This window comes from Candidatus Cloacimonadota bacterium (assembly GCA_034661015.1).
GTDB lineage: Bacteria > Cloacimonadota > Cloacimonadia > JGIOTU-2 > JGIOTU-2 > JAYEKN01.
On the sequence record JAYEKN010000214.1, the window covers coordinates 1 to 11,248 of the forward strand.

12 protein-coding genes and 1 riboswitch are annotated in these 11,248 nt (G+C 35.0%); of the genes, 8 read left to right on the plus strand and 4 right to left on the minus strand.

Annotated features, from left to right (window positions below; all coding sequences use genetic code 11):
- Positions 1-352: 352 nt before the first annotated feature.
- Positions 353-1,720: a phosphomannomutase/phosphoglucomutase gene (locus U9P79_08235; GenBank protein MEA2104610.1), complete on the plus strand. Its 1,368-nt coding sequence runs from the start codon at positions 353-355 to the stop codon at positions 1,718-1,720.
- Between the two features lie 110 nt (positions 1,721-1,830).
- A complete protein-coding gene (locus U9P79_08240; GenBank protein MEA2104611.1) occupies positions 1,831-2,862 on the plus strand; it encodes a potassium channel protein in 1,032 nt (343 codons plus the stop codon).
- 79 nt (positions 2,863-2,941) lie between these two features.
- On the opposite strand, the gene U9P79_08245 is transcribed toward U9P79_08240, so the two are convergent.
- From U9P79_08245 to U9P79_08260, 4 genes are all read right to left on the minus strand, one after another.
- Complete coding sequence (locus U9P79_08245) at positions 2,942-4,093, minus strand: radical SAM protein (GenBank protein ID MEA2104612.1); 1,152 nt, start codon at positions 4,091-4,093, stop codon at positions 2,942-2,944.
- Positions 4,094-4,177: 84 nt separating this feature from the next.
- A complete protein-coding gene (locus U9P79_08250; protein MEA2104613.1) occupies positions 4,178-5,122 on the minus strand; it encodes a hypothetical protein in 945 nt (314 codons plus the stop codon).
- Positions 5,109-5,741, minus strand: a complete 633-nt coding sequence (locus U9P79_08255) for a hypothetical protein (GenBank protein ID MEA2104614.1) — start codon at positions 5,739-5,741, stop codon at positions 5,109-5,111. The genes U9P79_08250 and U9P79_08255 overlap by 14 nt, the downstream gene beginning before the upstream one ends.
- Positions 5,742-5,840: 99 nt before the next feature.
- Positions 5,841-6,614, minus strand: coding sequence for a hypothetical protein (locus U9P79_08260; protein ID MEA2104615.1), 774 nt, complete (start codon positions 6,612-6,614; stop codon positions 5,841-5,843).
- 280 nt (positions 6,615-6,894) lie between these two features.
- Positions 6,895-7,016, plus strand: a riboswitch (molybdenum cofactor riboswitch).
- Positions 7,017-7,115: 99 nt separating this feature from the next.
- Here U9P79_08260 and U9P79_08265 point away from each other — a divergent pair.
- The 6 genes from U9P79_08265 (at position 7,116) to mobB (ending at position 11,224) form a co-directional block, all read left to right on the plus strand.
- Positions 7,116-7,670, plus strand: coding sequence for an ECF transporter S component (locus tag U9P79_08265; protein ID MEA2104616.1), 555 nt, complete (start codon positions 7,116-7,118; stop codon positions 7,668-7,670).
- Entirely contained in the window at positions 7,667-8,110 is a 444-nt protein-coding gene (locus U9P79_08270; protein ID MEA2104617.1) for a hypothetical protein, read from the plus strand. The genes U9P79_08265 and U9P79_08270 overlap by 4 nt, the downstream gene beginning before the upstream one ends.
- Positions 8,107-8,754, plus strand: coding sequence for an ABC transporter ATP-binding protein (locus U9P79_08275; GenBank protein MEA2104618.1), 648 nt, complete (start codon positions 8,107-8,109; stop codon positions 8,752-8,754). Before U9P79_08270 ends, U9P79_08275 begins: the two co-directional genes overlap by 4 nt.
- A gap of 163 nt (positions 8,755-8,917) precedes the next feature.
- The gene (locus U9P79_08280) at positions 8,918-9,586 is read left to right on the plus strand and encodes an ABC transporter ATP-binding protein (GenBank protein ID MEA2104619.1); all 669 of its coding nucleotides are present in this window, start codon (positions 8,918-8,920) and stop codon (positions 9,584-9,586) included.
- A 110-nt stretch (positions 9,587-9,696) separates the two neighbouring features.
- Positions 9,697-10,428, plus strand: a complete 732-nt coding sequence (locus U9P79_08285) for an energy-coupling factor transporter transmembrane component T (protein ID MEA2104620.1) — start codon at positions 9,697-9,699, stop codon at positions 10,426-10,428.
- A 43-nt stretch (positions 10,429-10,471) separates the two neighbouring features.
- A complete protein-coding gene (mobB, locus tag U9P79_08290; GenBank protein ID MEA2104621.1) occupies positions 10,472-11,224 on the plus strand; it encodes a molybdopterin-guanine dinucleotide biosynthesis protein B in 753 nt (250 codons plus the stop codon).
- Positions 11,225-11,248 lie beyond the last annotated feature (24 nt).

Sequence of the window (11,248 nt, forward strand, 5' to 3'; positions counted from 1 at the left end):
TGGGATTTTTTTTGCACAAATCTTTGCGAAAGTTTCGGTAAATTATCGCAGAAACAAAATAATCAAGCCAGCAAATTGTTTTACTCAGCATAACAAATTTACGAGAACTTTCGCAAAGATGGATGCCTGAAACCCAAGTCGTGTCGAAAAGAATGACGCGACTCGAGTTTCTCAAATCTCGACTGGGACGCCGTCTTTTGCGTTCGAGTTGGGATTTTTTTTCTCGTGGTGCGAAACCCGAGTCGAACGGGAAAAGAGTTCGTCCGACTCGAGTTTCTCAAAAGTTGACACATTTTCATCAAAATGAATTAATTGAGGATAAAATAATGCTATCAAGTATAGGAGAACAAAAATGTTAAATCCACAAATATTTAGAGAATACGATATTCGCGGTATTGTTGATGAAGACCTTACCAATAATGTTGTAGAGAACATTGGTTTGGCTTTCGGCAGTTATATTCACAAAAAGGGAATGAAAACCGTTTCAGTGGGCAGCGATGTTCGCTTGAGTTCAGACAAATTCAGAGATATTATCACAAAATCTTTGGCAAATACCGGCTGCGAAGTTATTGATGTGGGAACTGTTCCCACACCTGTGCTATATTTTGCAATTGAGAAACTGGAAACCGATGCGGGAATAATGATCACCGGAAGTCATAATCCGGCTGATTATAATGGCTTCAAACTGTGCCTTGGAACTTCTTCAATGTATGGAAAAGAAATTCAGAAAATTCGTGAGATTATCCATGAGGAAGTTTATATTTCCAAAAAAGGTTCTGTGAAAAAATATGATAATATCGTGAAAGAATATCAGGATTATCTCGTTGAAAATCTTCACTTGGATAAGAAACTCAAAGTTATTATTGATTCGGGTAACGGGACTGCAGGTCCGGTTGCACCGGAAATTTTCGAGCGAATGGGCTGTGAAGTGATCTCTCTTTTTGAGAAACCGGATGGAAATTTCCCAAACCATCATCCGGATCCAACTGTTCCAGCCTATATTACCGAACTAATCAAAACTGTTAAGCAGGAAAATGCAGACCTTGGAGTAGGTTTTGATGGTGATTCGGATAGAATCGGGGCGGTTGATGAAAAAGGAAATATTTTATGGGGTGATCAAATTTTGGATATTTTTGCACGTGATGTGCTGAAAGACCATCCTGGTGCGTCAATTATTTCCGAAGTGAAATCTTCCAAAAATCTTTATGATGATATTCGCTTGCATGGTGGAAATCCGATTATGTGGAAAACCGGACATTCACTCATCAAACAAAAGATGAAAGAAATTGGATCTCCCCTTGGTGGAGAAATGAGTGGGCATATGTTTTTCGCAGACAGATATTTTGGATTTGATGATGCCATTTACGCTGCCGGAAGATTTTTTGAATTACTTTCAAAAACCGAGAAGAAAGCGAGCGAATTGTTAGCAGATGTTCCGGAAACTTTTAATACACCCGAGATTCGGACTGATTGTCCTGAAGATATTAAGTTTAAAGTGGTCGAGAAAGTGAAGAATTATTTTTTGAATAAAAATTTTAATATCAATGATATTGATGGGATGAGAATTACTTTTGATGACGGCTGGGCACTTGTGCGAGCGTCCAACACACAGGCGGTGCTCGTATTACGTTTTGAAAGTACAGATCCGGACAGATTAAAAGAAATACAAAAAATGGTCTCTGAAAAGGTGCAGGAAGTTATTGGGATACTGAGTAAGTAGTTGTAAACCTTGCAAATGGGCAAAGACCTTCGCAATGATTGAGGCGTAACAATAGTCGTTTGCACACCCAACCATTGGGGAGGTTTTCAACTTAATTTTATAGAGAAAACATGAATAATAATATTTCCCAAGAAATTAGCAAAAAACTGCTTTGGGCTGGTATTACACTCATTATGGTGATATTACTCGGCACGATTGGCTATTCGATCATTGATCAAGGGGAAGATACCCCCCTAATTGATTGCCTTTTTATGACGGTTATTACCATTTCAACCATAGGGTATCGGGAAGTTATTAATCTTAGTGGCAATTCATCCGGCAAAATTTTCACAATGTTTCTTGCTTTTTCAGGAATTGGAATTTTAACTTATGTATTTTCAACACTGGCAGCGTTTGCCGTTGAGGGAGCTTTAAAAGAAACTTTTAGGAGAAAGAGAATGGAAAAAAGAATCAAAAAATTAAGCAATCATTTCATTATTTGCGGAATTAATAGAGTTGGGCTTCATATTGCGAAGGAATTATCTTCGACTAATCGGGATTTTGTTGTAATTGAGCAGGATAAATCTCTCATTGAAGATGTTATAAACCAATATCCGGATTGGCTCTATATTGAGGGAGAAGGCATGGATGATAACGTTCTTTTAAGAGCAGGAATAGAGAGAGCAACCGGGCTTTTCGCTTCAATGGATGATGACCACAAGAATATCGTGATAAGTCTAACTTCCAGACAATTGAATCCTGAGTTAAAAATAATTGCCGGCAATTATGATCCTCTCAATAGGGCGAAGATAATAAGAGCAGGTGCAAATAATGTGATCTCTCCGGATTTTATCGGTGGACTAAGAATGGCTTCCGAAATGATAAGACCGGCAGCAGTTTCCTTTCTCGATATTATGTTAAGGGATAAGGATAAAAATTTACGGGTTGAAGACTTCATTATCTCGGAAAAGTATTTTGGAAAAAAAATACTGGATTTGAATATTGCAAAGTTTTCAAATTCTCTGCTTCTGGCAGTTAGATCAGAAAGCAACTGGATTTATAATCCCGGTGAAACATACATTATTAATGAAAACGATATTTTAGTAATGATGACCACACCGGAAGAAAGAGAAAAAATATTAAAAGCCGTTTCTGAAATTTGATGAATCTGATTGGGAATTTAAAACTCGTCAGTTTTGTCTCTCCAAAAATTTAGAAAAAAGCAAATTTTTATCGCTCGTTTTAGAATTCTTTGCCATCCAGATTGAGTACTTGCTCGTAATCCTCTATTAACGGTTCACGGTTGATGATATCGAACCTGCGAAAAATACTTTCTGCAAACATCCAATCTAATTCAGCGTTATCCTTAGGGGAAAATCCCATAACTTCTTGCCAAACTGTTTTATTTTCCATACAAAAATAGATAAAAGGTGGGTTTGCTATTTCAGAAAGTTTTTTATAAATAAATTTATATATTGGAACACGGACTGGTCTGGCATATCGCATTTTACCGTCATGTCCCCGCAACATTTCTCCGTAAATAATTTTCGTGTGCGGATAATGTCGATTGATTTTTTCTTTCATTTCAGGAGGAAATCGCAATGATCCCATACTGATCCAAACAATTCTATCCGGATTAATAATTGAGTAAAGTTTATCTATGAGATTTCCATAAATCTTTTTCCAATCCGGGTGGGCAAAGATCGGATCAAAATGGAAACCTACTAAGAATCCGGCTTCTTGGGCTTTCTTTGCTGCAGAAAGTCTTTCCTCAATGCTGGCAGTATTAGTCTCCTCAGCTTTAACAATTTCTGTAGGATTAAGCGACCAAGAGAAAACCGTATGATTTGCATGGTGAATTTTTATCAGTTTATCAATATTCGTAATTTTGGATTTAATTTCAAAAAGTACATTGGTTCTGTCTGCAAAATATTTTATCGCTTTTTCGGCAAAAAGACGCGAACCATACAATGCCAAACTGTCACCCAATTCGCCGGTTCCAATTCGGATGAAACGATTTTTTTGCTTGTCTAATTTTGCGCTCAGTTCAGAAAAAATGTTATCAAAATCCGTATAAATTATCGTAGCAGGTTGATTAAGATAAAATTGAAGAATGCAATAGGTGCAATTTAGGGGGCAGTTGATTGTTTGATTAATAATTTGATATCTACAACAGAGATAATCCGATGATGTCCCGGGACATCCTTTTACAATATCTCCTTTGGATTGAGCAAGTAAAAGGGTTTGCTTGGGATGAAACGATTTTGGAATCTTATTTATATCTTTGGAATTATTTAGAAGTTGCGTCTCGCAATCTGAATGAAAATCCAAAATTTTATGAGTTATTTGATCGTTTAAAGCGGATTTTGTTACAAAAATATGTTTTATTTTCATTATGATTTTTTGGAGTGAAATATCCCCCGATGAAATATGAAAATAGATTTCACAGGGCAGGCGTGATATTTCAAAATCCAAGTATTATGCGAAAAATTTTTTCAATTCTTCTTCATTGTTTTTAAAAAAATTAACACATTTTACCAGATCTTTTGCTGATTTTATTTCGCAGTTTATCTTGAAGTTTTTCGTCTCAAGAGTTTTGTCAGGGATGATTTTCACGTTATTTGGTGCATCCAATTTATTTATTTTTTCTGCTATTTGAAGACGATATTTTGAGATAGTCGGGTAACGTGCATTGTAGATTTTTTGCCTGATTCCCGAAAGTGTATTTTGGTTAGGTGCTTTCTCAAATATTTCAAGTAGATGCAAATTTTCTATAATTTGTTCAAAATCTATCTCGTCTCGCCGAGAAATTTCAGACAGGTTTGTGGAAATTTCGTGAAAAATGCTCAATGAGGGATTTGTCTTTGAAAGAATTTTTGCCAAAATTATTTGCTTTGATTTTGTTAGTTCGGAGTAAATTTTCCACATTTTAAGCGGTGCGTTTTTCGTTATTAAAAAATTGGAAACAATCGGGACAATCTTTTGGATAGAATAATATTGCTGAATAATATTTGTTTTTGGAGGGATTCCCAAAGGGTTGCAAAATTTTTGTGCGATTGCTTTGTTATCAAAACCATGTTCGACAAGAAGAAAAATTATCTGAGAGATTTCGAGGATATTCAGATTTTTTTCTTGTTTGACATAATATAAAATAATTGAAATTATTTTTTCTAAAGGCATGTTTTGGGGAAGTATGTATGCGGGAATTTCGAGTATTTTTTGCTTCTGAAACAATTCTAAAAGTTGAAATCCAGAGACGACTTTGTATCCATTGTTAGATTCGGTAACAATAATTGGTTTTACAAACAGTAGAGAATTTTCGGGTTGAATTTTAGAGGTATCAATTTTACAAAAAATATTAAACGTTTTGTCAGATGAGTTGCATTGAGAAATTTTAAGATTTGCTAATTTATATGAATTCATTGTTTTCCCATTTCTTTTGACCGAATAAATTTTGCTTAATAAAAATATTAACCGCCGAATGTAAAAATCCTTGAATTTTATGCAAATTATTCAGGAATTCCTTTTTGCTTAGTGGTTCTGCATGGTCACTGATTATTTTGAGCGAGAAAAAAGGAATTGAATCTGCCAGACAAATATCTGCGATAGCATAGGCTTCCATATCCACAGCCTGAGATTGCGTGAGCGATTTCACCATTTTCGTTTGCTTCCGATTTACAACCGGTTTTAATGAAGTGAAAAGTTCCCCTCTTTTCCAATCTTCAGGGATATAATAAAAATTAGCAAAAGGATTTTTGATAGTAATAATTTCATTGTTAAATAGCTTTGAAAAGGCTGTTGCAAAAAAAATATCACCGATTTTAAATCTGCTATCCAAACTGCCGGCAGTTCCGATGTTTAAAACAAAATCATAAACATTTTTTTTAACCGTATAAGAAAATTCTCTTCGGGTTTTCTTCATTCCCAGTCCGGTTTTCAGAAAAGAAAAAGCCACATTTTTTTCTTTAGAGAATTCCGTGTTTATGAATTTTTCCAAAGGTTGTAATTCTTCATTTAGAGCTGCTGTTATTAATATTTGCATAGAAATAAAAATTGGATTTGCGAGAATAGTGTCAAGAGAAGCACAAAAAAAGCCGATTCACATTTTGGGAATCGGCTTTTTTTCTAAATCAAATATTTATTACTTCAATAAATTGGGATTCTTTAATTCAACTCTATCTTCTGTTTTGAAGTCCGGGAAAGTTTTTCTGTTTTTCATGTTGTTATAAGATTTTCCGGTTTTATCCCATCCTTCAACATAAAACACAGATGTTTCATCAAGAGTAATGATATTGTCAAAAGTAGTATATTCTACTCCATATTCATCAATTGCAAGAATATCCCAAGAACCCGGTGATACAGTCCAAAAAGTGAATTCACCTGGATAGAGAATGCCATCTAAATCATTTTCTCCCCAAGTTGGATCTTCACTTGGTGATAGATATACTTCTGTAATATTTGTAAACAACATATCATTATGAAATTCTATTCCGCCGCCGTCTGGCTCAATGACGAAATTTGTTATCGAGCCACCTGTAATAGTTTCGATGCTCGTGTTGGTGAAAACGTGATAACCGGAATAATCAATTTGCGTATTAGTTTGCTCATATTCCAACATATCATAGGTCCATTGATCCGTTTGATTTGCGGTAAGCGTATTTAAGTCTCCCTCATCAAGAAAATACCAAACTTCACGGGAAGAATTGTTTGTCAAATGCAGCTCTCCATTTTCTTGGACTACCGTATATTCGGTAGTATATCCTGCTTCTAATTCAAATGTTGTAGAAATGGCGTTGCCAACAACAATGCCGTATTCAACATTCACCTGAATTGTTTCATCAGGATCAAGATCCCATGTGTATTCTACATACTCGTTTTGATTCAAGGTTGTCTGCGATCCATTATCTACAGACACCCAAATACTAAATGAAGCACCGTTAATTATCTTTAGTCTTCCTTCTTCCGAATCATCTACGGTAACTTCGCAACCGGTTACGATAAATATTGCGATGGATACTTTTAAGGGTGACTGTCCATAGTTAGATTTTTGCCAATTTATAATTGAAATATCTATTTATAACACAAGCAGAATAATGCTTTTCGGTCTAATGATCCTTTTGAAAAATTTTAGAAAAATGGTAACAGGATAGATATATCTCAAGCAAATCTTGACATAAAATCACACTTTCCAATTTTTTTAAAAAAATCGTCGAGTGATGCACTCTAAACTTTTTTACGGCACGATGTATCACCTTTAGGGTTTGGTTGGAAACGACCATTCCTCCCGCGTTTGGAAAGGCGAAGTTTTACAATCATTTTGCCTTCCAAAATAAAAATTTATTTTGGAGTATTATTTGTGCAATTTTTTTATCAATGTTTATCTGCTTAACATCCGAAATCTACGAAGTGTTCTGAAATGAATTTTCTAAAAAAGTTTTCAACCCTCGATCTGCTTTATATCTCCATTTTAAGTGCTTTGGGTTTGGCAATCAAACCAATCGTTACTCCACTGGTGCATCTTATTTCAGCACCGCTTGTGATTCCGGGTGGATCTCTTGCCGGTGGATTTTACATGATGTGGCTTGTGCTCGTTATGGCAATTGTAAACAAACCTGGCGCCGGAATTTTATTTTGTATAGTGCAGGCAATTCTTGTGATCTGTTTAGGATTTTTTGGAAATCACGGAACTGTGTCGTTGATCAGTTATACTTTACCTGGAATTGTTGCAGATATTGTTGCGATTTTTTTCTCTAATAAAAACAAATTGGCATTTCACACCACGATTTGTACAGTTGCAAATCTTGCCGGAACCTTTACTGTTACGGTGCTCGTTATGCGACTGGCTTGGATTCCTTTATTGATCGCGATGGTTGTATCTGCAATTTCCGGTATTTTGGGTGGAATTGTTTCTTATAAATTATTTCACAAAATGATTGCATTTAAAATTATTCAAATCCGGAATTGTAAATGAAAAAAATTCTTATTATCCTCCTTATACTGGTTGCCGTTCTCAGTGTCTTGCTTTTATTAAGAGAACCACCCTCAAAAACAAATTCACAGCAAATTTCTAAAAACGGAATTGATATTTTGATAAGAGGGAATTCTTTTCATCTATCATTTGATGAACTCCGAAAAAATCGATTATATAAATTTTCAACAAAAATGGGAGATGAGTTATCAGGCTATCCTCTCACCGAAATTACGAATTTTTTAGGAGTTAAACCCAGTAGTTTCTCCAGTTTAAATTTTTACGCAATTGATGGCTGGACAGTCAAAACAGAGACTTCCGAACTAACAGATTGTTACTTGGTTTTCTTGCCTTCACAAAAGGATGTTCAGGTAATATTTGCAGAAGATGAACATCCGCAGAGATGGCTCAAATTTATAAAAAAAATTGAGCTGACAAAATGAACATTCTTTCTGCTAAAAACCTTTTTTTTCGCTACAATACCAATCAAGCGTGGATTCTAAAAGATTTTTTTTTGGAGGTAAAGGCAGGTGAAATAATTCAGATAAAAGGTAATAGTGGCTGTGGAAAAACCACTTTGCTTTACAATCTTTGCGGAGTAATCCCCAAGACAATTCACGGAATTCAAAAAGGAATCATTAATATTTTCGGAAAACCGATATTGTCCTTTTCTTTACCAGAACTCTCTCTGAAAATTAGTATTTTGCTGCAAAATCCTGAACATCAATTATTCTTCCCGAGTGTTGAGCAGGAATTGGCTTTTTATCCGGAAAATCTCCGGATCGAACCCAAGGTAATCGAACATCGCCTTTCCAAGATTCTGAAAGAACTTGAAATAGAACAGCTAAGAAACAGAGAAACTGCTTTCCTGTCTTATGGGGAAAAAAAATTGGTTGCTCTTGCTTCTTTGCTGACTTTCTCTCCTCAAGTTTTGTTGCTTGACGAACTCTTCAACGGAATTTCCGATAAAAAAATCGAACTTTTAATCACGCTTATCCAAAAATTATCTCAACAAGGGAAAGCGATAATTGCTACCGAACATCTGAACTTTTTTTCTAAGATCGCCACAAAAACCATTGAATTATGAAGGAACTGGTTTCAAATAATCAGACAAGATAAGACACAGATGAGTGTGATAAACAACATCACTTAGAAAAGAATTATTTACCAGATTAAATATTATAATAAAAAATGATTTTTTACAGCGTTCATCTGTTCAATCAGCGTAATCTGCGTCGAATTAAGTCAAAATGAAAACTGATTATTTATATAAAATCACAGGGCTGAATTTTGCTTATTTATCCCAAGAATCTATTTTTGAAAACTGCAATTTTCAAATAGGAAAAAATAAAACTACCTTAATCACAGGTGAGAATGGCAGCGGAAAAACTACGCTTTGCCGACTGCTATCCGGTTTGTTGCAAGATTTTGAAGGTGAAATTCAAATTGACGGAAATTCTATTAATTCCCTTTCCGTTCCCGAACTCTCAACAAAAATTATTTATATAAAACAAGGGACCGTGGAAAATCTAATCGGAACAACACCTTTTGAAGACCTTGGAATCTGGCAACATAAATTTCGGTCAAAGGACAATGAAGAAAAAAAATTTACTCGCACAAATGCTTTGCACCGTTTCCATTTGCAAGATTACGCTCAATCCCCTGTTTGGGAAATGAGCAGCGGTCAGATAAAAAGAATCGGATTGAGTGCTTTGCTTCTTGCAAACGAGCAATTCTGGATGCTTGACGAACCGTCTGCAGGATTGGATGACAATCTCATCAAAATATTGCTCAATATCCTACGTGAACGAAAAACGCAAAATCTTGGCACTCTCATTCTCTCACATCGTCAATCATATTTCAAAGAAATTATAGACACGCATCTCAATATCAGTGATAAAAATATTCAACAGGTATAATTTGTGATAAATTCTACACTGATAAACAATGACAAGAACGATTTTCGCATGGTAGATTTTTTTTTGCATGAAATTCAGTATCAGCGTAATATACGTGCTATTTCCTAAATATGAAAATAAATCTGCGAACTCTACTGATTATTGTGATCCTAATTACATCTCTATCCATCATTTATCAAACTGTTGAAGTGCAAGTAAGTTTGATTATTTTTTCAGTAATATTGCTGTTCCTGATAAATCCAAGTAAAAGCAGATTTCAGCGTTTGGCTCATCGTTTGAAGAGAATTGCCCTGCCAATTGCCGTGTTGATGATTTTTCAGATTTTGTTTCGAAGGCAAGGTGAAGTGCTTTGGCAATGGAATTTCATCAAAGTAACTTCTGTAGGGCTTGAATATGGAATTGCTTCTTCGTTACGTTTTTTCTTACTGATCCTGATTGCCGGATTATTACTTGATCTTCCATATTTTGATTATCTGATGGCATTTCGGGGTTGGAAATTTCCCGAAAAGCTAACCTTTTTACTTGCTTCTGCGATTCATTTTCTTCATATTTTCAAAAAACAATTCTCTCAAATTCAGGAAGCATTAAAATTACGTGGAATCATTCTTTCGGATCTTCCTCTTCGAAACCGCGTTTCCGCTTTCCTCTCCCTTTTATTTCCCGTAGTTGGAAGTACTTTGACGGAAATACGCTATCGAGCAATTTCGTTGGATTTGCGTGGTTTCGGTTTATATAAAAAACGGACTTTTTTACATAAGCATAAACTGAAATTGGTTGATTATATAATTCAAATATCGTGTCTTATGATATTTGTTTTATTTATCTTCCATAATATTTTTTGATTTTAAGAAGATGAAAATAGAAAAATTATAGAAAGGAATAATGATGAAAGTATTTAGTGTTTCCGGGTATCATCACACCGGGAAAACAAGACTGGTTGTGGAATTGATAAAGGAATTAAAAAAGCGAGGGCATCGTGTTGTCTCCATCAAGGATATTCATTTTGAAGATTTTGCTATGGAAACAGAGGGCACAAATTCATATCAGCATTGGGAAGCGAGTAACGACGTTGTTTTTGCTCGTGGAATAAATGAAACCTATCAAATCTGGCATCGTCAGCTTTCTCTTAATGAAATGCTCGAACATCTCAATGCCGATTATGTAGTAATTGAAGGAATGAAAAAGGTAGCGGTTCCGCGAATTTTATGTGCTAAAGATCACGAGCAGATTGACGAATTGCTTGATGAGACTATTTTTGCTATTTCGGGAAAATTTGCCGACAAGCATTTTACATATAAAAATCTAAAAGTTTATAATAGCAGAGAAGACATACAAGAAATCGCTGACATGGTGGAAAAGAAAGTTTTTGAAGTTCTCCCGTTGCCGGTTCCGGAATGCTGTGGAGAATGCGGTTTTTCCTGTTACGAAATGGTAGGGAAAATATTAAAAGGTGAAAAAACCAGAAAGGATTGTGTTATGGATAATGATAAAAAAATTGAATTGAGAATTAACGGAAAAGAAATGAAAATTGTACCATTTGTTCAAAGAATGTTTCGTGATGTGATTATCGGAATGGTAAAAAATTTGAAGGGATATGAAAAAGGTCAGATCGAACTTAAGGTTGATATGACTGATTAGAATTTACTTTGAATTACCCTACAT

Coding starts and splice junctions, on each gene's coding strand:
- U9P79_08235 (MEA2104610.1), top strand. CDS start 353: ATGTTAAATCCACAAATATTTAGAGAATACGATATTCGCGGTATTGTT.
- U9P79_08240 (MEA2104611.1), top strand. CDS start 1,831: ATGAATAATAATATTTCCCAAGAAATTAGCAAAAAACTGCTTTGGGCT.
- U9P79_08245 (MEA2104612.1), bottom strand. CDS start 4,093: ATGAAAATAAAACATATTTTTGTAACAAAATCCGCTTTAAACGATCAA.
- U9P79_08250 (MEA2104613.1), bottom strand. CDS start 5,122: ATGAATTCATATAAATTAGCAAATCTTAAAATTTCTCAATGCAACTCA.
- U9P79_08255 (MEA2104614.1), bottom strand. CDS start 5,741: ATGCAAATATTAATAACAGCAGCTCTAAATGAAGAATTACAACCTTTG.
- U9P79_08265 (MEA2104616.1), top strand. CDS start 7,116: ATGAATTTTCTAAAAAAGTTTTCAACCCTCGATCTGCTTTATATCTCC.
- U9P79_08270 (MEA2104617.1), top strand. CDS start 7,667: ATGAAAAAAATTCTTATTATCCTCCTTATACTGGTTGCCGTTCTCAGT.
- U9P79_08275 (MEA2104618.1), top strand. CDS start 8,107: ATGAACATTCTTTCTGCTAAAAACCTTTTTTTTCGCTACAATACCAAT.
- U9P79_08280 (MEA2104619.1), top strand. CDS start 8,918: ATGAAAACTGATTATTTATATAAAATCACAGGGCTGAATTTTGCTTAT.
- U9P79_08285 (MEA2104620.1), top strand. CDS start 9,697: ATGAAAATAAATCTGCGAACTCTACTGATTATTGTGATCCTAATTACA.
- mobB (MEA2104621.1), top strand. CDS start 10,472: ATGAAAGTATTTAGTGTTTCCGGGTATCATCACACCGGGAAAACAAGA.